The sequence below is a fragment of the Falsiroseomonas sp. E2-1-a4 genome, from assembly GCF_051433165.1.
In the GTDB taxonomy this organism is placed as follows: Bacteria; Pseudomonadota; Alphaproteobacteria; order Acetobacterales; family Acetobacteraceae; genus Falsiroseomonas.
The window spans coordinates 45,080-67,452 of sequence record NZ_JBHMFS010000005.1 but is presented as its reverse complement, the minus strand read 5'-3'; the positions used below and the strand labels follow the sequence as shown (position 1 = coordinate 67,452).

The following is a 22,373-nucleotide window of genomic DNA, read 5'->3' as shown; positions in this document are numbered from 1 at the left end:
AATTTAGCCCGATCAGCGGACCGGCCAAAGAGCCTGGCCGTTCGGACCCTTCACATTCGCCGCCCAGGCCGCGCGGACCAGTTCATGCGCGCTGGCCGGCAGCGGGATGTATTCGAGGCGCGTCGCCGCCTCGGCACCGTTCCGGAAGGCCCAGTCGAAGAACTTCATCGCGTTCTGGTTGCCCGCAACCTTGTCCGCCGGCGGATCCATCGGCAGCAGGATGTAGGTGGGGGAGGTGATCGGCCACACATCGGCGCCGTTCAGGTCGATGGTGTCGGCCTGGAAGTTCGCCACGTTCCAGTTCGCCGTCGCCGCGGTCGCGTTGAACGCCTTCGATTCGGCGCGAATGAAGTTGCCGGCCTTGTTGCGGATCTGCGTCGTCGGCATGCGGTTCACCACCGCATAGGCGTTCTCGATGTAGCCGATGGTGCCCGGGCTGTTGCGGATGGTGTTGGACACACCTTCATTGCCACGCGCGCCATTGCCGACCGGCCAGCGCACGGAGGTGCCGGAACCCGGGCCGTTCTTCCATTCCTCGCTGATGCGGGACAGATAGGTCGTCCACACCCAGGTCGTGCCCGAACCGTCGGCGCGATAGGCGACACTCAGCGGCATGTTCGGGATCGTCACGTCGCGGTTCAGCTCGACGATCTTCGGGTCGCGCCAGCGGGTGATCTTGCCCAGGAAGATGTCGGCAATCACTTCCGGCGACAGGCGCAGCGCCTGGTCGCCAACGCCCGGCAGGTTGGCGGACAGCACCACGGAGCCCATCACGGTCGGGAACTGCAGCAATTTGCGCTCGGTCAGCTGCTCGGTCGTCAGCGGCGCATCGGTGGCGCCGAAATCGACGGTGCGCGCGGTGATCTGGTTGATGCCGCCGCCGGAGCCGATCGACTGATAGTTGAGCTGGGCGACGCCGGCATCACGCGCCTGGGCCGACCAACGCTCATAAAGGGGGCGGGGGAACGTCGCGCCGGCGCCGGTCACGGTCGGAGCCGCCTGAGCCATCGCGCCGCGGGCATTGAGAAGCCCGGCGCCGAGTGCCGCGCCGGTACCGAGCAGAAGGGTGCGCCTGTTCACTGTGTCTCTCTCCGGTCCTGTTGCAAACGGGCTGCGCGTAACAAGCAACGCCGTTCGGCGCCTTCTAGGCGGGTCTGGCGACCGGACGATTGCAAATTGATGAAGCTTCGATGACAACGCCCTCCACAACCATGGCGTGTTGTCGGGTCGCCATCATGCCAGACGCAGCGTCAGCCTCGTGCAGTTGCCGCGATCGGCCTCGTGCTCATAGGTGATTTGAGTGCTCATCCGCCGCACCAGGGCCAGGCCGAGTCCGCCCACCCGGTCATCTTCCAGCGAAGCCGGGGCCGCCTCAGGCGCCGCCAACAGGTCGAAGGGCAGCGCCCCATCGCGCAGCACCATGCGCAGCGCACCCGCTTCCCATTCGCAGTCCAGTTGGGCTGCTGGCGGCGTGGCGCCCGGTGGAAGGCCAGGCCACGCGGCATGCTCGATCAGGTTTGCGATCAGCTCCTCCACCACCAGGCGCAGCCGGAGCACAGCCTGGGGAGGCACCCCCTGCCCTTCCGCCCAGGCCTCGGTCGCATCCTGCGCCGCCTCCAGCCCGGCGAGGGAGATCGGAATCTCCAGCCGAAGGCTCATCCCGGCAGGCGGGCCAGCGCCTCGGCTTCGGTGGCGACCAGCGGCAGAACCTGGTCCATGCCCATCGATTCCAGCACATCCGCCACCATCGGCTGGGCGCCGAACAGAACCACCGCGCCGCCACGGCGCGACACCACGCGGGCGGATGACAAGAGCAGGCGTATGCCGAGGGAGGACAGGAATTCGAGCCCTGTCAGATCCAGCACCGCATTGCGGCCGGAGGCGGCGACGGCGGCGGTGAAGCCGGTTTCCACCTGGCCCACGGTCGTGGAGTCCAGCCGGCCCACCAGGAGCACCTTGTTGGCCGTGGGGCTGATCTCAAGCACTTCGAAGCGCACTGACGGTCTCCGTGAATCGGGGCGCGGTTGTCTAGACCGACGCCCCGCTTCTGAAGCGTGACAGTTTGCTGACAGTCGCGGCCTACCAGACCCAGCGCAGACCGAGGGTCAGTACATGGTCCGTGCCGCCGCTGGTTCGTTGCAGGTCGTAATCCGCCACCACGGCGAAGCGGTCGCCGCGATTGGCGGTGGCGCCGATGCCGGCGGTCAGCGCATCGCGCCCGGTACGGGCCGATTCCACGCCGAAGCTGGCACCGCCCAGGCGATGGGTGCCGCGGCCCAGCCCATCCTGCAATTCCCGCGCATAGCTGATGCGGGCCTCGGGCCGCAGCCGGATGCCCTCACCCAGGCGCAGGGTGCGCGCGGCGCTGAGGCCGATGCCGGCGCGCAGCGCATCCGCGTCCCGGGCATCCACGGCCAGGTTCAGCGACTCGGCGCCGGTCTCGGTGAAGGCGCCGCGGGCGATACGGTCCCAGCGCAGGAAGGCGCGCGGTTCCAGATCCAGCCCTTCCAGCCGCGTGGTGACGCCGAAGCCGGCCTCCGCCATCACATCCGTGCCGTCGCTCTCGGCGTTGGCGCGGCGGGACAGGGTGCCGAAGGCGATGTTGCGGCGGCTGTCACAGCGGCTGAGGCCGGTGCCGAGCGTCGCATCGATGAAGGGCTTCATCATCGCCGTGGTCGGCGGCGCATACACGCCATAGAGGCTGGCCTGGTAGCTATCCAGCCGCACCTCCCCGGTGCCGCCATCGCCATCCACCGTGCCGCGCAGGAAGCCCAGCGCGATGCCGCCGGTCAGGCCCGGGGCGAATCGCCGATCCGCGCCAACCAAAGCGCCGCCGGATTGCCGGGAATGGCCCGGCGCGGCGCCATCGCCGCCCGTGCTGCCCCAGCTTCCGAGCGCGCGGCCCCAACTGGACCAGCCGGCGAAGGCCCCATTCGGACCATCGCCGCCATCACCCTGTCCAAACCCGGCATCCCAATTCGACGTCGGGCCGGTGCCCGGCATCACGCTCATTTGCACGCTGCGCGCGCTGTCGAGCGCGACACGCGGCGCCAGCGCGCCCTGGGCCGCGACCAATGCCGGATCGCCGGCACGGATCGCCGCCATGCGCTGCGTGGTACCGGCGCCCAGCATGCGCCGATGCGCCAGCGCCCCCGCCAGCGCATCGGCGTGCACGACGCCCGAAAGCTGGTCCAGCGCCGGGGCGATGGCGGCCGCCGGCAGCGCATACAGCGCGCCGAAGGTGGCAGTCGCATCGCCTTCCATCCGCACGCCTGCCGCAGGGCGGATTGCATCGAGCGCCCCGCCCACCGCGGCCTGGTTGCGGCGCTGGTCGATGCCGAGCGGGGCGAGGTTGGCGTAGCTGGCTGGGGTGGTGACCAGGTCCAGCGTATTCGGACCATACAGCGCATCGAAGCGCGCCGCCGCGGGCAGTCCCGCCGCCGGCTGTGTCAGGCCGGTGAAGCTGCCGAGCAGCCCGCCCTCCGCCTGGATGACCCGGAAGGATTGGCCGAGCGCCGGGGTGAAGCTGTTGGTGGCGGCGCCCGTGATGCCGCGCAGCACCGGCTGCACGGTGCCACCCGCGGTCAGCGTGCTGCCCGCACCGGTGACCAGCACCCGGTCATGCGACCCGGCACCCGTGCCGGTGCCGGACCCATCGATCTCGAGCCGCGTGGTCGCGCCGGCGCCGAGTGTGACCGGCGCGGTGAAGACCATGGTGCCCGGCGAGGCGCCGGGGGACAGGATGCCATCGATCCGACCGCCGCCGATGCTGCCGCCGCCGGCCAGCGTGCCGCCCGCCAGCACCGTGACCGCGCCCTGGAAGACGCCCCGGACCGAGAGCGTGCCGGATTGCACCTGCGCGCCACCGCTGTTGCTGGCGTTGCCCTGCAACGTCAGCACGCCGCCGCCCAGTACCTGAAGCTGGCCCGTGCCGGTGATGTCACCCAGCAGGATGACCGGCCCCAGGCTGGTGTCGATCATGCCGTTGCCGCCTTCAACCACCACCGGCTGCGTCACCGCGGCGGCGGCGTTGGGCCGGAAGGTGCCGCCATTGAAGGTGATTGTGGCGCCTTGCGCAGCAGGATCGCCCTCGGTGAAGACCGGCTGGCTGCCATCGATCACAAGCCGGCCCGGTGGGTCAGCGGGCGGCTCCCCCGGCGGTCCGCCCGTCAGCCCACCCAGCGGCACCAGCGCGTAGCGGATGACCCCGCCGCCCCACATCGCATCGCCAGCGGCCTCGCCGTAAAAGGCCACGGTGGTGAAGGTGTCGGTGTCGCTGATGGCGGCGACGAAGGTCATCGATTCGTTGTAGCGGGCTTCGCCGGGATTATCGGTGCTGGTCGTGGCACTGCCGACCAGGATGGGCGTGCCGCCATCGAAGGCGATGTAGAGAGCGCTGGGGAAGCAGCAGGTCGCCCAGCCTTGCAGGTCCAGCGCGAAAGCGTTCACCGGGGTGTCGAAGGTGAAGACAAGGCCGCTGCCGGGGGCATCGACCGCGGCCGCAGTCATGCGGATGCCGTCACCGCTGGCGAAGGTGCCATTCGGCCCCGTGATCTGGGAAAACGCGGCGGTGCTGGTGCTGCGAGTCAGCGCGTTGCCGGAGGTGATGGTGTAGCCGCTGCGCGCCCAGCTCGCGACATTGCCGGTCAGGCCGGACAGCAGGTCCATGTTGACCGTGCCGCCGGCACCCGCCACGCGCTGGTCGAACGCCTGCCGACCTTCGAAGATGCTGTCGAAGAAGGTAGCGGTCGCCGCCACGGCGGGGCGCGGCATGGTGGCCGCCAGTGCCAGGGCGGAAGCGGAGAGCAGCAGCCCGGCCGCCCCCCTCAGCATATTGCGCGAACGGAGGTGGGCAGCGTGCATTCGATCGGGCCTTCCTGGCGATGTGCCGGAAGGCGTAGGGCCGTGGCGGTAAAAGCGCGGTTAAGCGCGCCGCGCCTTCGCCTCAGAAGGCAGGATCATCCTCGATGCTGTTCCGCAGCACGCCGATCCCCTCCACCTCAACCTCCATCAGCATCCCCGGCGCCAGGAACAGCGGCGGCTTGCGCGCATAGCCGACGCCGGAGGGGGTTCCGGTGGCGATCACATCGCCCGGCTCCAGCGTCATCACCTCGGACAGGATGGCAATGCAGCGGGCGACCGGGAAGATCATGTCGCCCGTGGTGCTGTCCTGCACCATCTGGCCATCGACGCGGGCCATGATCCGCAGCGGCGCGGCGCCGGGCGGCAGTTCATCGGCCGTCACGATCTCCGGCCCGAAGGCGCCGGTGCGGTCGAAGTTCTTGCCCATGGTCCATTGCGTGGATTTACGCTGGTAGTCCCGCACCGAGCCATCGTTGAACAGCGAATAGCCGGCCACATGGTCCAGCGCCTGCGCTTCCGAGGCCTTGCGGGCGCGCCGGCCGATGATGATGGCCAGCTCCGCCTCATAATCCAGCTTCTCGGACGCGCCCTTCGGCCGCAGCATCGGCTGGCCCGGCCCGGTCAGGCTGGTCTGCACACGCAGGAACACGGCCGGGTAGTCGGGGATCGGGTTGCCACCTTCCTTGGCGTGCAGCGCGTAGTTCAGCCCGATGCACACAACCTTGCCCGGCCGCGCGATCGGCATTGCCAGCGTCAGCCCGGCGAGCGGGCGGTGGGTGGAAGCTGGCGCCGCCTGCGCCGCAGCGCCAAGCCGGGCCAGCGTGTCGCCACCCGCGTGCAGCAGCGCCAGCGTGTCATCGGCAAAGCCGGGCAGCGCCGCCACCGGCACCACCTGGTCGCCGATCCGCACGCCGGCGGCGACGCGGCCGGCATCCTCGAAGCTCAACAAGCGCATCTCTGACTCCTGCCCGTAATGATGAAACGTAGCTCAGGCAACCGCGGTGCGGCGGCGCTGAACCAGTTGCAGCAGCAGCACGCCGCCGCCGAAGACGATGCCGATGCCATCCGTCACCAGGCCGGGGTTGATCAGCGCGATCGCCGCGATGAACAGCGCCACCCTCTCCCACATCGGCATCGGCCGCAGCAGGTAGGCGTGCAGCGATGCGGCCAGCAACAGGCAGCCGGCGGTGGCGCTGGCGACCGCGAAGATCACCTCGCCCCAGGTGCCGATCAGCAGCAGCGCCGGCTGGAAGACGAACATGAAGGGCACGATGAAGCCGGCCGCGCCGATCTTCATCGCCGCCCAGCCGCTGGCCCACATATCCGTCTTGGCCAGCCCCGCCGCGGCGAAGACCGCCAGCGCCACCGGCGGCGTGATGGCGGACAGGATGGCGAAGTAGAAGGCGAACAGGTGGGCGGCCGGCACGACCACGCCCATGGCGATCAGCGCCGGCACGAGAAGGGAGACCATGACGATATAGGCCGGCGTGGTCGGCATCCCCATGCCGAGGATGATGCCGGCGATCATGGTCAGGATCAGCGCCAGGATCAGGTTGTTGTCGGCAACATTCACCACGAGCTGGGTGAAGGTGATGCCAAGCCCGGTGAGTGCGATCAGCCCGATGACGATGCCGGCGCAGGCGCAGGCCATGGCGATGCCCAGCGTGTTGCGGGCGCCATCCAGCAGCGCGTCCCACACCGCGGCGGCGGTGACGTGGTGGCGGCTATTGGCGCGCAAGGCCGCGGCCGGGAAGCAGGACAGCGTCGCCACCAGCGCCACCAGCGGCGCCGAATAACCGCCGAACAGGCCGATGATGATCACCAGGATGGGCAGGAACAGGTGCCAGCTTTCGCGCATCACGTCGCGCAGCTTCGGCACCTCGTCATCCGGCAGGCCGGCGAGGCCGGCGCGCTTTGCCTCGAAATGCACCGCGGCGAAGGTCGCCACGTAATACAGCAGGGCCGGGATCAGCGCCCAGGTGATAACCTGGATGTAGGAGACGCCGAGGAACTCGGCCATGACGAAGGCGGCCGCCCCCATGATCGGCGGCATGATCTGCCCACCGGTGCTGGCCACCGCCTCCACCCCCGCCGCGAATTGCGGCCGGAAGCCGCTGCGCTTCATCAGCGGAATGGTCACCTGCCCCGTCACCATCACATTGGCGACCGCGGAGCCGGAGACGGAGCCGAACAGGGAGGAAGACACCACCGCCACCTTGCCCGGCCCGCCGCTGCTGCGCCCGGTCAGCGCCAGGGCGAAATCCATGAACAGCTTGCCGACGCCCGAGCGTTCCATGAACGAGCCGAACAGCACGAAGATCACCACGAAGCCGGCCGAGACGCCGAGCGTGGAGCCGAAGATGCCATCCGTCGTCAGGTACAGCTGGTCCAGCATGGCCATCGCGCCGACATCGGTGAAGAAGTAGGACCACAGCAGGAAGACCGAGGCGGTCAGCGGCAGCGCCCAGCCGATGACCCGGCGCGTGGCTTCCAGGATCAGCGCCACCAGCAACCAGCCGCCGATGATGTCGGCAGGCCGCGGGTCATCGATGTAGGGGATGCGGTTGACCAGCCAGTCATATTCCACGAACAGCCGGCCGACCGCCCAGATGGACAGCGCGCAGAGCAGCCAATCCTCGGGCCCCGGCGCGCTGCGCCTCCCGTCCTTGGCCGGGCGCAACGGGAACAGAATGAAGACCAGCGCCATCGCGAACAGCAGGTGGGTGCCGCGAAAGATCACCGCCTCGGGCGGCGAGGCGGCGATGGCCCACATGTGATACACGGCCATTACGGCCGCGATGGTGCCGGCCAGCCAATGCATGGCGCGCGCATAGGTCATCGCCGTTGTTCCCGTATCCTGAACGCTGTGTAATTTGGTGTCTGGGCGGATGCATCAGGGCCGGTGATGGGCCTGCCAAGGCAGCCCGTCACCGGCCCTCTGGTCGCTTTGCGCGCCCGGACAGGCCGGGCGCGCCATCATCGTCTCAGCGAGACGCGGCTTCCTGGTAGAAGCGCGCCGCACCGGGGTGCATCGGCACGCCGATATCGGCGGCGCCGGTCGCCGGCGTGCTGTCACGCATGGCGGCGACGATGTTGCGCAGCGTGCCGACATTGTCCCAGAGCAGCTTCACCATCTGGTAGACCTGATCCGGGTTGCGGTCGCAGTTGGTGATCAGGTGCGCGGTGTAGGTGATCTGCGTCGGGGTGCCTTCCTGCTGGGGATAGGTGTTGGCCGGCAGCGGCGCACCCTGGTAGCCCGGGTTGATCTCCCGCATCTTGTCCACGTAGCGGGACAGATCGATGATCCGCATCTGCCGCGCGCTGGCCAGGTCCATCACCGCGCTGGCCGGGATGGTGGTGCCGAGGGTGAAGACCTGGGCATGGCCGTCACGCAGCAGGCCCACCGCATCCGTATAGCTGGACTGGAAGCTGGCGCGCACGTCGCTGTAGCGCATGCCAGCGGCCTGCAGGATGTGCTGCGTCACCACCTCGGCCGTGTTGCCGCGCGGCTGCAGCGCGATCGGGCGGCCACGCATGTCCTCGATGGAGTTGATGCCGGAATCGGCCAGGGCGATCACCTGGAACCATTGCGGGTAGAGCGAGCCGATGTTGCAGACATTGCTCACCGCCTCGGGGAAGGGCGCACGGCCGGCGATGCCGTCCACGGTGCTGATGGAGTTACCGAAGGCCACCTGGGCGCGGCCACCACCGATGCCACGGACGTTGGCGACGCCGGCACCCGGCAGGGTCTGCACGGTCAGGCCGGGGATGGCGCTTTCCCAGATGTTCTTCAGCGCACCCGCGATCGGAACCCAGGACCCGCCCTGCGGGCCGGTCATGAAGCGCATCGTTTCCTGCGCCGTGGCGGGGGTGGCGAAGATGGCGGCACCGATCATGGCAAAGGCCGCGGCGGTCTTGCGGATGGTCATTCTTCTTCTCCCTGAACGCATCTTGGTCGTGCCCTGGGGTATTCCCGATGGGAAGTCGTCCGACAACCCCGTGCGATGCCGGCGGCCGCACATTTCAGCCACAAACCCGCATCACTGCTCAGTTGCCGGGTTGGTTCAGGATAGTCTTCCTGGCCTGGGCCGCCCGGCGCCGCCGGGCTAGCATGCGCACAGCAAGGGATGAGAGGGGATTCGCGGCGCATGTGCGGACGCTACCTGTTGCAGCGGACCCCGGCCGAGCTGGCGCAATACTTCGCCACCAGCAACCCGACCCCGAACCACGCACCCTCCTGGAACATCGCGGTGACGCAGGTGAGCCTGGTGGTACGCCGCCACCCGGAAAGCGGCGAGCGCCATCTGGATGCACTGCGCTGGGGCCTGGTGCCGCGCTGGGCGACGGACGCCAAGGACGCGGCCAAGCTGATGAACGCCCGCGCCGACGGCATCGCCGAGAAGCCATCCTTCCGGGAGGCCTTCCGCAAGCGGCGCTGCCTGGTGCCGATGGATGCCTTCTATGAATGGCGCAAGGCGGAGGATGGCAGCAAGCAGGCCTATGCCGTGGCTCAGGCGGATGGGATGCCGATGGCCGTCGCCGGTCTATGGGAAGGCTGGAAGCAGCCCGATGGCGCATGGCTACGCACCTTCACCGTCATCACGACGGAGGCGAATGAGAAACAGGCCCTGGTGCATGCCCGCATGCCCGTGGTGCTGCCGCCCGAGGTCTGGGACGCCTGGCTGGGCGAAGAACCGGCGGAGCCGGAGGACCTCCAGGAACTGCTGGTGCCCTGCCCGGCCGAGGAATTGCTCGCCTGGCCGGTGGACAACCGCGTCGGCAAGGTCGCGGAAAATGATGCCCGCCTGCCCCGCCGCGACCCCACCGCCAGCCCGCCGCCCGAATTGGACGACGCACCGCCGGACTGGGTGGCCTAGGATGCCGCACACCCTGCGAGGGTCCGGCGTTTGATCGAACTCTACGGCTGGTCCGATGCCTGGCGATCGGCCTTCGAACCGCATGCGCACGCGGGCCATATTCCCGGGCGCATCATCGTGCAGCGGCGCGAAGCCAATCTGGTGGCAACGGACCTCGGCATCCTGACGGCGCGGCTCTCGGGCCGCCTGCGGCACGAGGCGCGGGAGGCCGGGCATCCTGCCGCCGGCGACTGGGTGGCCCTGTCCGCCAAGGCCGAGCAGGGCACCGCCACCATCCACGCCGTCCTGCCGCGCCGCACCGCCTTCGTGCGCCGGGCGGCGGACAGCGTGCAGACCTTGCAGGTGATCGCCGCCAATATCGACGTGGTCTTCGTCGTCACCTCGATGAATGCGGACCTCAACCCGCGACGGCTGGAGCGTTTCCTCGCCGCGGCCTGGCAGAGCGGCGCGCGGCCGGTGGTGGTGCTGACCAAGGCCGACCTGGCCGAGCAGCCGGAGGCTCAGGCCGCCGAGATCGCCACGCTGGCGGCCGGCTGCCCGGTGCTCATCGTCTCGGCCCTTCAGGGCGTGGGCCTCGGCGCCATGATGGAGCACATCCGGCCGGGCGAGACCTGCGTGCTGATCGGCTCATCCGGCGTCGGCAAATCCACGCTGGTGAACACCCTGCTGGGCGAGGATCGCATGGCAACCCAGGATATCCGCGCTGCCGATGCCCGCGGGCGCCACACCACCAGCTCCCGCCACCTGATCCTGCTGCCGGGCGGCGGGCTGCTGCTCGATACGCCCGGTATCCGCGAAGTGGGCCTGATCGACGCCGAAGCGGGCCTCAGCACCGTCTTCGACGATATCGAGGCACTGGCCGAAACCTGCCGCTTCCGCGATTGCAGCCACACGACCGAACCTGGCTGCGCGGTGCGCGCCGCGCTGGAAGCGGGCACGCTGGATGCCGAACGCTGGGCGCATTTCCAGAAGCTGGAGCAGGAGCTGGCGGCATCCGGTCAGGCGAAGGACCGTGCGGCGCAGGAGGTCCAGCGCCGTCGCCTAGCGGGGCAGCAGCGCGCCTACCGGTCGTCCAAGAAGGACCTGCTCGACCCGTCTTCGTAACCACGGGGCCCGCAGCCGGGCCCCGCACCCCTCAATCGTCGCGGTGCACCCGCTCCATCCGCTCATGGCGCTCCTGCGCCTCGATCGACATGGTCGCGATGGGGCGGGCCTCCAGCCGGCGCAGGCCGATCGGCTCCCCGCTTTCCTCGCAATAGCCGTAGGTGCCGTTCTCCACCCGCTCCAGCGCCTGGTCGATCTTGGAGATCAGCTTGCGCGCCCGGTCCCGGGTGCGAAGCTCCAGCGCCCGGTCGGTCTCGACGCTGGCACGGTCGGTCAGGTCGGCCTCGATGATTCCACCCTGGCCCATGGAGGTCAGGGTCTCCCCCGCCTCCCGCACCAGGTCAGCCCGCCACTTCAGAAGCTTCTGCCGAAAATACTCCAGTTGGAGTGGGTTCATGAATTCTTCGTCGCTGCTCGGACGATAATCCGGCGGCAAGGTTACCAGCATGGCAGGACTTCCCCAACCTTAGCCGCCCAGGGCCCGGCGCCCGGGGGGCGAAAGCGGCCGGACCATAGTGGCGGCAATGGGGCGGGTGCAAGAGCTCGTTTCGCCGCAAGTTCCTGATCTTTGCGTGTTTTTCAATTGGATGACCTTCTGGCGACACTTCGGCGTGCCAGTTCCAGCCGCGCCCGCAGCCGAACCTCGGCCAGCAGCGCGCCGAGTTCCGGCGCCAACCCTGGCTCCGGCGCCGCGGCCAGCGCCTCCAGCCGCGCCAGGCGCCCACCATCGCCCGGAGTCTCACGCAGCAGATCCAGTTGCAGCCCACGCAGTTCGTCCAACGCCTGGGACGCGCGGCGGCGGGCGCGCTCGGCCACCACTTCGGGTCGATCCGCCCCGCCCGATTCCTGCAACGCCAGCAGGCCCCCCATCGCGGGCGGCGCGGCCACCCCGGTGGCGGCGGCCGCATCGCTGGCGGCGTCGGGCAGCGCGAAGCCGCCGGCCCCGCGCCGGGCTCGCCCCGCCTGCACCCCGCTGAACCCCACCGGCCGCACTGGACCCACCGCCATCATCGCCCCCTTCTGAAGCCGGCCCCCGCACCTGCCGCACAAGCTGCCGGGTCCCGGCAGCCCCTGCCCCGCCCCGGCAAAGCCTGCCGGTCGAATGGACCCTCCGCGCTGGCACGCCATTTGCGAAGGCCACTTCGCGCCCCTCCACCAGGATGGCGGCGGCGAGGAGGAGAGTGTGGCGACAAAACCTTGCCTGAGGATGAGCGGTCTGTGGTGCCAGGTGCTGGCGCTGTTGTTCATCCTCCTCCTCTCGCCGGCGGGCGCGCTCGCCCAGGTCCGCATCAAGGACATCGCGGATGTCGAGGGCATGCGGGAGAACCAGCTGGTGGGCTACGGCCTGGTGGTCGGGCTGAATGGCACCGGCGACAAGCTGCGCTCCGCCGTCTTCACCCGGCAATCGCTGATCGGCGTGCTGGAACGCCTCGGCGTCAATACGCGGGACCAGGAACGCCAGCTCGATACCCGCAACGTTGCGGCCGTGATGGTCACCGCCAACCTGCCCGCCTTCGCCCGCACCGGCAGCCGCATCGACATCGCCGTCTCCGCACTCGGCGACGCCACCAACCTCACCGGCGGCATGCTGCTGGTCACCCCGCTGCTGGCCGCGGATGGGGAGGTCTATGCGGTGGCGCAGGGGCCGATCGTCACCGGCGCCGTCTCCGCCCGCGGTGCCGCCGGCTCCGTCACCCGCGGCGTGCCGACCGCGGGCCGCATCGCCAATGGCGCCACGGTGGAACGCGAGGTGGCCTACAGCTTCGCCTCCGGCGACCGGCTGCGGCTGTCGCTGCGCAACCCGGACCTGACCACCGCGCGCCGCATCGCCGCCGTCATCAACCGCACGGTGGGCGGCACGCCCGCCACCGCGACCGACCCGCGCACTGTCAGCCTCAGCCTGGCCGGGCGCGACTCAATCGCCTTCCTCGCGCAGATCGAACAGTTGCGGGTGGAGCCGGACCAGGTGGCCCGCGTGGTGATCGAGGAAGCCTCCGGCACCATCGTCATGGGCGCGAATGTGCGGCTTTCCACCGTCGCCATCGCGCAGGGCAACCTCACCATCCGCATCACCGAAACCCCGCAGGTGGTGCAGCCCAATGCGCTGGCCGGCGGGCAGACCGCCGTGGTGCCGCGCACAAATGTGGAGGTGGATGACCAGGCGGAACGCCGCCTCGGCATCCTGCGCGGCGCGGTGACGCTGGAGGATCTGGTGCGCGGGCTGAACGGTCTGGGCGTCGGACCGCGCGACATGATCACCATCCTGCAGACCATCAAGGCCGCCGGCGCGCTGCAGGCCGAGCTGGAGGTGCGCTGATGAACATCGCAGCCACCCCGCACACACCCGCCCTGGCCGCACCGCGCGCGAGCCAGAGCCCGGCCGCGCTGCGGCGCGCCGCACAGGATTTCGAGGCCCAGGCCCTGGCAGCGATGCTGCAGCCGATGTTCCAGGGCCTCGACAGCAAGGCGCCCTTCGGGGGCGGGCCGGCGGAGGACCAATGGCGTCCGATGCTGGTCGATGCCATCGCCAAAGACCTGGCGAAAGCCGGCGGCCTCGGGATCGGGGAGGCGGTGCTGCGGGAGCTGACGCGCCTCGCCGGTGCCCCACCCGCCGAATCTTCTTCCCCCCCTTCCACGGAAAGGCCCACCCCATGATGCAGCCCCTGATCATTGCCGCCCAGCGACTGACCGAAGCGCTGCGCGCGGAGAACGAGGCGCTCGCCCGCCTCGACCTCAACAGCGCTGCGGCGCTGGCCCTGCCGAAGCAGCAGGCCTCCGACGCCTTCGCCGCCGCCTATGCCGCCGCCAGCCGCACCCAGAGCAAGGCCGAGGGCGAGGACCGCGCGCGGGCGGAAGAACTGGCCGTGCGGCTGCGCGATCTGGGCGCGGAGAATCGCCGCCTGCTGGAGCGCGCGATCGATCTGCAGTCCCGCGTCATCGAGACCATCGCCGGCGCCGCCCGCCCGGCCGGCCCCGGCACCTATGGCGATCGCGGCCTGAACCGGGATGGGCGGCACCGGCCGCTGTCGCTTTCCGCGCGGGCCTGAAGCGCCCCGCTTGCCGGCCCCGCTTGCCGGCCCCGCTTGCCGGCCCCGCTTGCCGGCCCCGCTTGCCGGATCGCATGCGGGGGCGCAGCTTGCCGCCCTCGCATGCTCCGCCGCAACGCAACATTCCTGGTCATCTCCGCGCTGACCCTGGCTGCCGCCATCGCCGTCTGGGTGCTGCGCGGCCTGGGGGCCGTGCAGCATGCGCTGGCGGCGACCTGGGACCTGATCCTGACGGTGCTGCCCTCCATCCTCGGCGGGCTGCTGCTGTCCGCCGCGCTGCGGCAGCTGGTGCCACCGGGGGCGCTGGCCCGCTGGATGGGGGCGGAAAGCGGGCTGCGCGGGCTGCTGGTGGCCACCGCCGCCGGCATGGTGATGCCCGGCGGGCCGATCGCCGCCTTTCCCGTGGTGCTGGTGCTGGCCCAGGCCGGGGCGGATCGGGGCGCGTTGATCGCCTTCGTCATCGCATGGTCGTTGAACGGCTTCCAGCGGATCGTGGTGTGGGAACTGCCGATCCTGGGCCCGGATTTCGCCCTGCTGCGGCTGATCTGCGGCCTGCCGCTGCCGATCCTGGCCGGGCTGTTCGCGCGTTGGCTGCCGATACGCTGGACGCCGGCGGATGCGCCGGGGATGCAGCCACGGCGTGAGGGCCCGCCATGACCTTCGGCGTCATCGGCATCTGGGTGGTGGCGCTCGGCGCGCTGGCGCTGTGCCTGAGGCGCAGCCCGGTGGTGGCGCGGCGCGCGGTGGTGGATGCGGGCGGCGCGCTGTGGCGCGTATTGCCGGTGATGCTGATGGCGCTGCCCATGGCCGCGCTGATCGCGGAGCTGATTCCCGCCGGCTGGGCGGAGGCCTGGCTCGGCCCCGATAGCGGCGTGGTCGGCGTGGTGCTGGCATCCCTGGCGGGTGGGCTGCTGCCGGGCGGGCCGTTCGTGGCGTTTCCGCTGGTGCTGGGCTTCCTGAAGGCTGGCGCCGGGCCGGCGCAGATGGTGGCGCTGATCTCCGGCTGGGCGATCCTCGGCCTGCACCGTACCCTGGCGTGGGAGCTGCCGATCCTCGGCGGGCGCTTCATCGTGCTGCGGCTGCTGGCGAGCTTCACCCTGCCGGTGCTGGCGGGGCTGTCGGCGGAGCTGCTGCTGCCGCTGTTTCCGGGTGCGGCGCTGCGCTGAGCGTTGCCGCAATGCCGCCGCTTCGGCATAGCATCACCCACAGATGAATGACGCGCCCCCCACCGACGACACCGAATGGACCGCGCTGCTGGCCGCGCGGCACGGTGGTGCTGTGCCGCCCGGCCCGCTCGCTGCATTGTTCGCGCCACTCCTCACCGCGCCGGCCGCCGCCGATGGCTGCATCGTGATCGGGCGGCTGGCGCAGACGCTGGATGGCCGCATCGCCTGCACCAATGGCGCGAGCCAGTGGATCGGTGGGCGCGGCGATATCCTGCACACCCATCGCCTGCGCGCGCTGTGCGACGTGGTGCTGGTCGGCGCCGGCACCGTGCATCACGACGACCCGCGGCTGACGACGCGCGAGGTGCCGGGCCCCAACCCGGTGCGCGTCGTGCTAGACCCCGGCCGCCGCCTGCCCGCCACGCACAAGGTCTTCCGCGACGGCGCCGCGCCTACGGTGCTGGTAGCGGGCACGCACGGCCCCGCACGGCACGGGCAGGCGGAGGTGCTGGTGCAGCCGGACCTGCCCGCCTTGCTGAGGGACCTCGCAGCACGCGGACTGACGAAAATCTTTGTCGAGGGTGGCGGCCGTACCGTCTCCGCCTTCCTCGCCGCCGGCTGCCTGGACCGGCTGCATCTGACGGTAGCGCCCATCATCCTCGGCTCCGGCATCCCCGCCTTCTCGCTGCCGCAGGCCGCGCGCATCGACGACGGGCTGCGTTTCGACTGGACGCCGCACCGCATCGGCGAGGACATGCTGTTCGACATCGCCCTCGGCCGCGCCCGGCCCGGCATTTGCACCGAAGGCACCATGCCATGAAGGCGAAGGCGCTCTGGATCACCGGCCCCAACCAGGCGGAACTGCGCGAACATGAATTGGAGGTGCCGGGCCCCGACCAGGCGCTTGTGGTCACCCACGCCTCCGGCATCTCCCGCGGCACCGAGCGCCTGGTCTTCGCCGGGCGCGTGCCGGAAAGCCAATGGCCGGCGATGCGCGCGCCGCTGCAGTATGGCGAATTCCCCGCGCCGCTGTCCTATGGCTATGCGGCCGTCGGCACGGTGAAGGCCGGGCCGGCGCATCTGCATGGCAAGCGCGTGTTTTGCCTGCACCCGCACCACGACGCCTTCGTGGCGCCGGCCGCCATGTGCATCCCCATCCCGGATGCGGTGCCGGATCGCCGCGCGGTGCTCGCCGCCAATATGGAAACCGCGGTGAACATCCTGTGGGATGCGCGGCCGCTGGTCGGCGAACGCGTGCTGGTGGTCGGCGCCGGCGTGGTGGGCCTGCTGGTCACCTTCCTGCTCGGCCGCATGCCCGGCCTCGACCTGCATGTCTGCGACCTGGATGCCACGCGCGGCGCGCTGGCTGAATCCTTCGGCGCCCAGTTCTGCGCGCCCGGGGATGCGCCGGCGGAGCGCGACCTGATCATCCACGCCTCCGCCAGCCCGGAGGGCCTGCGCCTGGCGCTGTCCCGCTGCGGCTTCGAGGGGCGGATCGTCGAGGCCTCCTGGTTCGGCGACAAGCCTGTGGACCTGCCGCTGGGCGAGGCCTTCCATTCGAAACGCCTGTCGCTGATCTCGACCCAGGTGGGCCATGTGGCACCGGCGATGCGCGGCCGGCGCACGCATGGCGAACGCCTGGCGCTGGCGCTGTCGTTGCTGGACGATGCGCGGCTGGATGCGCTGCTCGGCCCCGACACGCCGTTTTCCGATCTGTCGCATGCCATCGGCGCCTTGCTGTCGCCACCTTCCGGGTCACATCAACCGCTCTGCCCCGTTGTCACCTATCCATAAGAGAGTGTGTCCATGTTCAGCCTGACGGTCGTCGACCACATCATGATCGCGCATTCCTTCCGCGGCGAAGCCTTCGGCCCGGCGCAGCGGCTGCATGGCGCGACCTTCATCGTGGAAGCGGAGTTCCGCGCGCCGCAGCTCGATGACCTGCACCTGCTGGTCGATATCGGCCTGGCGAAGGACCATCTGCGCGCCATCCTCGCGCCGATGGATTACCGCAACCTCGATGCCGAGGACGCCTTCGCCGGCAAGAACACCACCACCGAGTATCTGTGCCTGCACATCCACGGCCTGCTGGCCACGGCCTGCCGGGATGGCGTGCTGGGCGATGGCGGGCGCGCGGTGACCGGCCTGAAGATCCTGCTGCGCGAGAGCCACATCGCCTGGGCCGCCTTCGAGGGGCCCGTCTGATCTTGGACATCGCCTTCCTCGTCCCCGCCCCCTTCGACGCCATCTCCGGCGGCTACGAATACGACCGGCGCCTGGTCGCCGGGCTGCGTGCGCAGGGCCACGCCGTGCAGGTGATGGAACTGCCCGGCGCACATCCGCACCCCGACGCCGAGGCGGTGGACGGCGCCTGCGCCGCGCTGGACGCGGTGCCGAAGGGCGCACGTATCGTCATTGATGGCCTGGGCCTGCCTGCCTTCGAGCCATTGCTGGAAGAACTGGAACAGCGCGGCGCGATCGGGCTGATTCATCACCCGACTGCGCTGGAGCATGGCAATCCCGCCCGGGTGCGCGATGCGCTGCGCGCGACGGAAGCCGCGATCTTCCCGCGCCTCGCGCGCCTGGTCGCCACCAGCCCCCTCACCGCCCGTCGCCTGCCGCCCGAATTCGGCGTGGAGGAAGCACGCATCGGCGTGGTGGAGCCGGGCACGGACCGCGCGCCGCGCAGCGCAGGTTCGGGCGGCCCCGGTTGTGCCATCCTCTCCCTCGGCACGCTGGTTCCGCGCAAGGGGCATGACGTGCTGCTGCGCGCGCTGGGTGGGCTTTCTGATCTCGATTGGACGCTGACCATCGCCGGTGCGCCGCGTGACAAGGTGCATGCTGATGGGCTGCTGGCGCTGGTCGAGGAACTCGGCCTCACCAACCGCGTGACCTTTGCGGGCGAGATTCCGGAAACGCAGCTTGAGGCGCTGTGGGTGGGCACAGACCTGTTCGCACTCGCCACCCATTGGGAAGGCTACGGCATGGCGGCGGCCGAAGCATTGGCGCGCGGCGTGCCCGTGGCGATTACCGCCGGCGGCGCAATTGCGGAGGTGGTGCCGGTGCAGGCCGGTGTGATCTCCCCGCCCGGCGACCACGTCTCGCTCGGCCGCGCGATGCGCCGCGCGATCTTCGACACCGACCTGCGCGCGGATATGGCGGAGGCCGCCTGGAAGGCCGGGCAGGCGCTGCCGCGCTGGGACGACCGGGCCACAGCCTTCCTCGCCGAGATTGAAAAGGCCGCAGGCTGATGGCGGAAAGCTTCGACGGCGATTGGCTGGAACTGCGCGAGCCGCATGATTCCGCCGCCCGCAACCTGGACCTGGCCACGGCACTGGCGCAGGCGCTGCCGGCGCGGCCGCGCCTGCTGGACCTCGGCGCCGGCACCGGGTCCCTGCTCCGCTGGCTGGCGCCGATGATCGGGCGCCCCCAGGCCTGGACACTGGTGGATGCGGATGGCGAACTGCTGTCCCGCGCCTTCACCACCACGGAGGACTTCGCCGAGGACCAGGACTGGCGCGCCACCTTCGCCAACCGCAAGACGCTGCTGGTGCATGCGCCGGGCGGCGCCTGGCGGGTGGAAGGGCTGATCGCCGATCTGCGCGACGCGCCGAAGGGCCTGCCGCTCGGCCAGGTGGATGCGGTGGTGAACACGGCGCTGTGCGACCTGGTCTCCGCCGATTGGGTGGCCCGCATCGCCGCGGCCTGTGCGAAGCACCGCCTGCCCTTCTACGCCGCGCTGAACGTGACGGGGCGGGAGCGCTTCGACCCGCCACACCCCGCCGATGCGGTGGTCGCGCGCGGCTTCGCCCGCGACCAGCTTCGCGACAAGGGTTTTGGCGGCATCGCGCTGGGCGCCCGCGCGCCTGGCGTGATCGCCGAAGCCTTTGCAGCGCATGGCTATGCCGTGCAGCGTGCCGCGAGCGATTGGCGCATTCCGCGCCACGACCCGGAAATGGTGGCGCAGCTTGCCAGCGGCCATGCGCGTGCCGCCATGGGGCAGTTGCGCCGCGAACGCGCCCGCATCCTGGACTGGGCGGTGGACCGCCGCGCCCAGGCCGGGCTATCGCGGCTGTCCGCCCGCATCGGCCATGCCGACATCCTCTGCCTGCCGCCCAAGGAATAGAATGATGCCCCTGCTGCTCGGCTGCATCGCCGATGATTTCACCGGCGCCACCGACCTTGCCTCCATGCTGGTCAAGAACGGCATGGCGACGGTGCAGGTCATTGGTATTCGCACCGGCCCGCTGCCCGAAGCCGACGCCATCGTCATCGCGCTGAAGTCGCGCACGACGCCGGCCAGCCAGGCCATCGCGGAAAGCCTGGCGGCGGCGGAGGCGCTGCTGGCAGCCGGCGCGAAGCAGTTGTTCTTCAAATACTGCTCGACCTTCGACAGCACGGACGCAGGCAATATAGGCCCGGTGGCGGATGCGCTGCTGAAGCGGCTCGGTGCCGGCTTCGCGCTGGCCTGCCCCGCCTTCCCGGCGAATGGCCGCAGCATCTACCAGGGCCATCTGTTCGCCGGCACGCATCTGCTGAACGAAAGCGGCATGGAGAACCACCCGCTGACGCCGATGCGCGATGCAAACCTGGTGCGCGTGCTGAGCCGGCAGACGGAGGGTTCGGTCAGTCTGGTACCCTTTTCCGTGGTGGAGCAGGGCGCACATGCCATCCGCGACGCGATGACCCGCATGGCGGAAGGCGGGCGGCGCTACGCCATCGTCGATGCCGTGACCGACGCGCATCTGGCCGCGATCGGGGAGGCTGCCGCGAAGCATCCGCTGATCACCGGCGGGTCCGGAATCGCCATGGGCCTGCCGGCCAATTTCCGCGCCCAGGGCCTGCTGCCGCCGCGTCCCGATGCCGCGGCGCTGCCGGCCGCGCAGGGGCTGTGTGCGGTGGTGGCGGGAAGCTGTTCCCGCGCCACCCTCGGCCAGATCGGCTTCGCGCGGGATCACGCACCGGTGCTGGAGCTGGATGCGCTGGCCACGCCCGATGCCGCGGCGCTGGCCGCGCAGGCGCTGGAATGGTGCGAGGGCAAGCTCTCCGCCACGCATCCGATCGTCATCGCGGGCAGCGCGTCGCCGGAGAAGGTGGCGGCCCTGCAGGCGAAGCTCGGGCGGGATGCGGCGGGTGCGCTGGTGGAGCACGCCATGGCCACGGTGGCGCAGGGGCTGGTTGCACGCGGCGTCGGGCGGCTGGTGGTGGCGGGCGGCGAGACCTCCGGCGCCGTCGTCTCCGCGCTGGGCGTGCGGACGCTGCGGATCGGCGCCGAGATCGACACGGGCGTGCCCTGGACCTATGCCGACCCGGCAGGAATCCACATGGCGCTGAAATCCGGCAATTTCGGCGGTCGCGACTTCTTCCTGAAGGCGTTCCAGCATGACTGAGGACGCCGCGCGCGCGCAGCTCGCCGAACTCGCCAAAAGCCTGTTCGACCGCGGCTACAGCGTCGGCACCGCCGGCAATATCAGTGTGCGCCTGGCCGATGGCTACCTGATGACGCCGACCAATTCCTGCCTCGGCCGGCTGGACCCGGCGCGGATCAGCAAGCTCGGCCCGGACTGGGCGCATCTGTCGGGCGACAAGCCTTCGAAGGAAGTCTTCCTGCACCGCGCCGTGCTGAATGCGCGGCCGGAAGCCGGGGCGGTGGTGCATCTGCATTCCACCCACGCCACCGCCATCTCATGCCTCACGGCCGAGGGCGAGGATGCGCAGATCCCGCCGCTGACGCCCTATTTCGTCATGCGCATCGGCCGCCGCCTGCCCTGCGTGGCCTATTACCGCCCCGGCGACGCGGCGATGGAACCGGCGGTGCATGAGGCCGCCCGGGACGCCAAGGCGTTGCTGCTGGCGAACCACGGCCCCGTCGTCTCCGGCGCCACGCTGGTGGATGCGGTGCATGCGGCGGAGGAGCTGGAGGAAGCCGCGCGGCTTGCGCTGCTGCTGCGCGGCGTGCCCGGCGTGCGGGCGCTGAACGCGGCGCAGGTGGACGACCTGTTGCGGACCTTCGGGTAGGCTACAGCGACGCGGCTGGGTCCAGCCGCACCACGTAGCTGCGCCAATCGGCGCGGGTCGCGATGCGTTCATACAGCGCGATGGCGGCGACATCGGCCTCCGGCACGATCCAGCGCAGATGGCTCCAGCCGCGCTTCCGGCCCTCCGCAATGGCCGCTGCGATCAATGCGCGCGCCACGCCCTGCCCGCGTGCCTCTGGCCGGACGAACAGATCATCGAGGTTGCCGCAGCTTCGGGCGAAGACGACCTCCGGCAGGTCGAACAGGATGGCGAAGCCGAGCGCGCGGCCCTCCGCATCCTCCGCCAGCAGCACCTCTGCCGCCGGGTGGCGCGCCAGCAGCGCCGCCTGCGCCTCCGGCGTCGCGACCTCCGCGCCGGTGAGGACGTCGCGCATTTCCTGCGCATAGAGCGCCAGCAGCGGCGCCAGGCGGTGGCGCTGGTCGCGTGGCAGGGCGGTGATGTGCGGCGTCATGCGTACAGGCTCCAGACGTGCGAAGGGCGCCGCCCGCATGCGAGCGACGCCCTTCGCTGGTATGGACCGAGAGGCTTAGGAAGCGGCCTCGGGCGTCGTCGCCGGTGCGTCGGCGGCAGAAGCGGCAGCGGCGGCGGCCTTCTTCGCGGCGCGGGTCGCGGCACCCTTGCGGGCGGCTTCCGAACGGGCGGAGGTGGCGGCCTTGGCAGCAGCGGTCGGCGAAGGCTTGCGCGGCGCGGCGGCCTTCCTGGGGGCTGCGGCCTTGCGCGGCGCGGCGGCGCGGGCGGCAGGCTTCTTGGCGCTCGCGGCCTTCTTCGGCGCGGCAGCCTTGCGGGCGGCGGGCTTCTTCGCGGTCGCGGCCTTCTTCGGTGCGGCCTTCTTCGGCGCGGCGGCCTTGCGGGCGGCGGGCTTCTTCGCAGTCGCAGCCTTCTTCGGCGCGGCAGCCTTGCGGGCAGCGGGCTTCTTCGCGGCGGCGGCCTTCTTCGGTGCGGCCTTCTTCGTCGCAGCCTTCTTCGGCGCAGCCTTCTTCGCGGTCGCGGCCTTCTTCGGCGCGGCCTTCTTCACAGCGGCAGCCTTCTTCGGCGCGGCCTTCTTCGCGGCCGGCTTCTTGGCGCTCGCGGCCTTCTTCGGCGCGGCGGCCTTCTTCGGCGCAGCGGCCTTCTTCGCAGCGGGCTTCTTCGCGGCGGGCTTCTTGGCAGCCGGCTTTTTCGCCGTCTTGCGGGCAGCGGCCATCGCCATCGGCTGGGCGCGCGGTGCGGCCTCCTCCGTCGCGATCGTGTCGTTGATGTCGGTCATGATGATATGGGTCTCCGCTTCAGTTCCGGTG

The 22,373-nt window shown here is 70.5% G+C and carries 25 protein-coding genes; 14 read left to right on the top strand and 11 right to left on the bottom strand.

Features of this window, described 5'->3' with window-relative positions; translation table 11 throughout:
* Positions 1–12 precede the first annotated feature (12 nt).
* The 7 genes from pstS to ACFHNC_RS07115 all read right to left on the bottom strand — a co-directional run bounded on the left by pstS (position 13) and on the right by ACFHNC_RS07115 (position 8,792).
* Positions 13–1,080 (bottom strand): phosphate ABC transporter substrate-binding protein PstS, encoded by a 1,068-nt coding sequence (gene pstS, locus ACFHNC_RS07145; protein WP_437168535.1) that lies wholly within the window; start codon positions 1,078–1,080, stop codon positions 13–15.
* 153 nt (positions 1,081–1,233) lie between these two features.
* Complete coding sequence (locus tag ACFHNC_RS07140; protein ID WP_437168534.1) at positions 1,234–1,659, bottom strand: ATP-binding protein; 426 nt, start codon at positions 1,657–1,659, stop codon at positions 1,234–1,236.
* Positions 1,656–1,997, bottom strand: coding sequence for an STAS domain-containing protein (locus ACFHNC_RS07135; RefSeq protein WP_437168533.1), 342 nt, complete (start codon positions 1,995–1,997; stop codon positions 1,656–1,658). Before ACFHNC_RS07135 ends, ACFHNC_RS07140 begins: the two co-directional genes overlap by 4 nt.
* Before the next feature lie 82 nt (positions 1,998–2,079).
* Complete coding sequence (locus ACFHNC_RS07130) at positions 2,080–4,863, bottom strand: autotransporter outer membrane beta-barrel domain-containing protein (RefSeq protein WP_437168532.1); 2,784 nt, start codon at positions 4,861–4,863, stop codon at positions 2,080–2,082.
* An 82-nt stretch (positions 4,864–4,945) separates the two neighbouring features.
* A complete protein-coding gene (locus ACFHNC_RS07125; RefSeq protein WP_437168531.1) occupies positions 4,946–5,818 on the bottom strand; it encodes a fumarylacetoacetate hydrolase family protein in 873 nt (290 codons plus the stop codon).
* A 33-nt stretch (positions 5,819–5,851) separates the two neighbouring features.
* Complete coding sequence (locus ACFHNC_RS07120) at positions 5,852–7,702, bottom strand: TRAP transporter permease (protein ID WP_437168530.1); 1,851 nt, start codon at positions 7,700–7,702, stop codon at positions 5,852–5,854.
* 145 nt (positions 7,703–7,847) lie between these two features.
* Positions 7,848–8,792: a TAXI family TRAP transporter solute-binding subunit gene (locus ACFHNC_RS07115; RefSeq protein WP_437168529.1), complete on the bottom strand. Its 945-nt coding sequence runs from the start codon at positions 8,790–8,792 to the stop codon at positions 7,848–7,850.
* 219 nt (positions 8,793–9,011) lie between these two features.
* On the opposite strand from ACFHNC_RS07115, the gene ACFHNC_RS07110 reads away from it, so the two are divergent.
* Together ACFHNC_RS07110 and rsgA are read left to right on the top strand one after the other, a co-directional pair.
* On the top strand, positions 9,012–9,740 hold the full coding sequence (locus tag ACFHNC_RS07110; protein WP_437168528.1) for an SOS response-associated peptidase: 729 nt from the start codon (positions 9,012–9,014) through the stop codon (positions 9,738–9,740).
* A gap of 30 nt (positions 9,741–9,770) precedes the next feature.
* The gene (gene rsgA / locus ACFHNC_RS07105) at positions 9,771–10,844 is read left to right on the top strand and encodes a ribosome small subunit-dependent GTPase A (protein ID WP_437168527.1); all 1,074 of its coding nucleotides are present in this window, start codon (positions 9,771–9,773) and stop codon (positions 10,842–10,844) included.
* 31 nt (positions 10,845–10,875) lie between these two features.
* Here rsgA and dksA read toward each other — a convergent pair whose 3' ends face one another.
* A complete protein-coding gene (gene dksA, locus ACFHNC_RS07100) occupies positions 10,876–11,289 on the bottom strand; it encodes an RNA polymerase-binding protein DksA (protein ID WP_304811405.1) in 414 nt (137 codons plus the stop codon).
* 134 nt (positions 11,290–11,423) lie between these two features.
* Complete coding sequence (locus ACFHNC_RS07095) at positions 11,424–11,852, bottom strand: flagellar assembly protein FliX (protein ID WP_437168526.1); 429 nt, start codon at positions 11,850–11,852, stop codon at positions 11,424–11,426.
* A gap of 199 nt (positions 11,853–12,051) precedes the next feature.
* Between ACFHNC_RS07095 and ACFHNC_RS07090 the strand changes: the two genes are divergently transcribed.
* The 12 genes from ACFHNC_RS07090 to otnC all read left to right on the top strand — a co-directional run bounded on the left by ACFHNC_RS07090 (position 12,052) and on the right by otnC (position 21,075).
* Entirely contained in the window at positions 12,052–13,161 is a 1,110-nt protein-coding gene (locus ACFHNC_RS07090; RefSeq protein ID WP_437168525.1) for a flagellar basal body P-ring protein FlgI, read from the top strand.
* A complete protein-coding gene (locus tag ACFHNC_RS07085) occupies positions 13,161–13,499 on the top strand; it encodes a rod-binding protein (RefSeq protein WP_437168524.1) in 339 nt (112 codons plus the stop codon). The genes ACFHNC_RS07090 and ACFHNC_RS07085 overlap by 1 nt, the downstream gene beginning before the upstream one ends.
* Positions 13,496–13,891 carry a hypothetical protein gene (locus ACFHNC_RS07080; protein ID WP_437168523.1) on the top strand — a complete coding sequence of 132 codons (396 nt, stop codon included), beginning with the start codon at positions 13,496–13,498 and terminating at the stop codon, positions 13,889–13,891. The genes ACFHNC_RS07085 and ACFHNC_RS07080 overlap by 4 nt, the downstream gene beginning before the upstream one ends.
* A gap of 102 nt (positions 13,892–13,993) precedes the next feature.
* The gene (locus ACFHNC_RS07075) at positions 13,994–14,548 is read left to right on the top strand and encodes a permease (protein ID WP_437168522.1); all 555 of its coding nucleotides are present in this window, start codon (positions 13,994–13,996) and stop codon (positions 14,546–14,548) included.
* Positions 14,545–15,057, top strand: coding sequence for a permease (locus ACFHNC_RS07070; protein WP_437168521.1), 513 nt, complete (start codon positions 14,545–14,547; stop codon positions 15,055–15,057). The genes ACFHNC_RS07075 and ACFHNC_RS07070 overlap by 4 nt, the downstream gene beginning before the upstream one ends.
* Positions 15,058–15,100: 43 nt before the next feature.
* A complete protein-coding gene (locus tag ACFHNC_RS07065; RefSeq protein ID WP_437168520.1) occupies positions 15,101–15,877 on the top strand; it encodes a RibD family protein in 777 nt (258 codons plus the stop codon).
* Entirely contained in the window at positions 15,874–16,851 is a 978-nt protein-coding gene (locus tag ACFHNC_RS07060) for a zinc-dependent alcohol dehydrogenase (RefSeq protein ID WP_437168519.1), read from the top strand. Before ACFHNC_RS07065 ends, ACFHNC_RS07060 begins: the two co-directional genes overlap by 4 nt.
* Before the next feature lie 12 nt (positions 16,852–16,863).
* Complete coding sequence (locus tag ACFHNC_RS07055; RefSeq protein ID WP_437168518.1) at positions 16,864–17,262, top strand: 6-pyruvoyl trahydropterin synthase family protein; 399 nt, start codon at positions 16,864–16,866, stop codon at positions 17,260–17,262.
* A 2-nt stretch (positions 17,263–17,264) separates the two neighbouring features.
* Positions 17,265–18,308, top strand: coding sequence for a glycosyltransferase family 4 protein (locus tag ACFHNC_RS07050; RefSeq protein ID WP_437168517.1), 1,044 nt, complete (start codon positions 17,265–17,267; stop codon positions 18,306–18,308).
* The gene (locus ACFHNC_RS07045; RefSeq protein ID WP_437168516.1) at positions 18,308–19,183 is read left to right on the top strand and encodes a class I SAM-dependent methyltransferase; all 876 of its coding nucleotides are present in this window, start codon (positions 18,308–18,310) and stop codon (positions 19,181–19,183) included. The genes ACFHNC_RS07050 and ACFHNC_RS07045 overlap by 1 nt, the downstream gene beginning before the upstream one ends.
* Positions 19,184–19,187: 4 nt before the next feature.
* Positions 19,188–20,447 carry a 3-oxo-tetronate kinase gene (gene otnK / locus ACFHNC_RS07040; RefSeq protein WP_437168515.1) on the top strand — a complete coding sequence of 420 codons (1,260 nt, stop codon included), beginning with the start codon at positions 19,188–19,190 and terminating at the stop codon, positions 20,445–20,447.
* Positions 20,440–21,075: a 3-oxo-tetronate 4-phosphate decarboxylase gene (gene otnC, locus ACFHNC_RS07035; protein WP_437168514.1), complete on the top strand. Its 636-nt coding sequence runs from the start codon at positions 20,440–20,442 to the stop codon at positions 21,073–21,075. Before otnK ends, otnC begins: the two co-directional genes overlap by 8 nt.
* Position 21,076: 1 nt before the next feature.
* On the opposite strand, the gene ACFHNC_RS07030 is transcribed toward otnC, so the two are convergent.
* Together ACFHNC_RS07030 and ACFHNC_RS07025 are read right to left on the bottom strand one after the other, a co-directional pair.
* A complete protein-coding gene (locus ACFHNC_RS07030) occupies positions 21,077–21,547 on the bottom strand; it encodes a GNAT family N-acetyltransferase (RefSeq protein WP_437168513.1) in 471 nt (156 codons plus the stop codon).
* 75 nt (positions 21,548–21,622) lie between these two features.
* Entirely contained in the window at positions 21,623–22,342 is a 720-nt protein-coding gene (locus ACFHNC_RS07025) for a hypothetical protein (RefSeq protein WP_437168512.1), read from the bottom strand.
* Between the last annotated feature and the right edge of the window lie 31 nt (positions 22,343–22,373).

Excerpts from the sequence above, each read along its gene's own strand:
- ACFHNC_RS07030 (WP_437168513.1), bottom strand. The coding sequence starts at position 21,547 with ATGACGCCGCACATCACCGCCCTGCCACGCGACCAGCGCCACCGCCTG.
- ACFHNC_RS07065 (WP_437168520.1), top strand. The coding sequence starts at position 15,101 with ATGAATGACGCGCCCCCCACCGACGACACCGAATGGACCGCGCTGCTG.
- otnK (WP_437168515.1), top strand. The coding sequence starts at position 19,188 with ATGCCCCTGCTGCTCGGCTGCATCGCCGATGATTTCACCGGCGCCACC.
- ACFHNC_RS07115 (WP_437168529.1), bottom strand. The coding sequence starts at position 8,792 with ATGACCATCCGCAAGACCGCCGCGGCCTTTGCCATGATCGGTGCCGCC.
- ACFHNC_RS07095 (WP_437168526.1), bottom strand. The coding sequence starts at position 11,852 with ATGGCGGTGGGTCCAGTGCGGCCGGTGGGGTTCAGCGGGGTGCAGGCG.
- ACFHNC_RS07085 (WP_437168524.1), top strand. The coding sequence starts at position 13,161 with ATGAACATCGCAGCCACCCCGCACACACCCGCCCTGGCCGCACCGCGC.
- ACFHNC_RS07055 (WP_437168518.1), top strand. The coding sequence starts at position 16,864 with ATGTTCAGCCTGACGGTCGTCGACCACATCATGATCGCGCATTCCTTC.
- ACFHNC_RS07130 (WP_437168532.1), bottom strand. The coding sequence starts at position 4,863 with ATGCACGCTGCCCACCTCCGTTCGCGCAATATGCTGAGGGGGGCGGCC.
- ACFHNC_RS07120 (WP_437168530.1), bottom strand. The coding sequence starts at position 7,702 with ATGACCTATGCGCGCGCCATGCATTGGCTGGCCGGCACCATCGCGGCC.
- ACFHNC_RS07060 (WP_437168519.1), top strand. The coding sequence starts at position 15,874 with ATGAAGGCGAAGGCGCTCTGGATCACCGGCCCCAACCAGGCGGAACTG.
- ACFHNC_RS07075 (WP_437168522.1), top strand. The coding sequence starts at position 13,994 with ATGCTCCGCCGCAACGCAACATTCCTGGTCATCTCCGCGCTGACCCTG.
- ACFHNC_RS07045 (WP_437168516.1), top strand. The coding sequence starts at position 18,308 with ATGGCGGAAAGCTTCGACGGCGATTGGCTGGAACTGCGCGAGCCGCAT.
- ACFHNC_RS07140 (WP_437168534.1), bottom strand. The coding sequence starts at position 1,659 with ATGAGCCTTCGGCTGGAGATTCCGATCTCCCTCGCCGGGCTGGAGGCG.
- ACFHNC_RS07125 (WP_437168531.1), bottom strand. The coding sequence starts at position 5,818 with ATGCGCTTGTTGAGCTTCGAGGATGCCGGCCGCGTCGCCGCCGGCGTG.
- ACFHNC_RS07025 (WP_437168512.1), bottom strand. The coding sequence starts at position 22,342 with ATGACCGACATCAACGACACGATCGCGACGGAGGAGGCCGCACCGCGC.
- otnC (WP_437168514.1), top strand. The coding sequence starts at position 20,440 with ATGACTGAGGACGCCGCGCGCGCGCAGCTCGCCGAACTCGCCAAAAGC.
- ACFHNC_RS07080 (WP_437168523.1), top strand. The coding sequence starts at position 13,496 with ATGATGCAGCCCCTGATCATTGCCGCCCAGCGACTGACCGAAGCGCTG.
- ACFHNC_RS07070 (WP_437168521.1), top strand. The coding sequence starts at position 14,545 with ATGACCTTCGGCGTCATCGGCATCTGGGTGGTGGCGCTCGGCGCGCTG.
- ACFHNC_RS07090 (WP_437168525.1), top strand. The coding sequence starts at position 12,052 with ATGAGCGGTCTGTGGTGCCAGGTGCTGGCGCTGTTGTTCATCCTCCTC.
- ACFHNC_RS07110 (WP_437168528.1), top strand. The coding sequence starts at position 9,012 with ATGTGCGGACGCTACCTGTTGCAGCGGACCCCGGCCGAGCTGGCGCAA.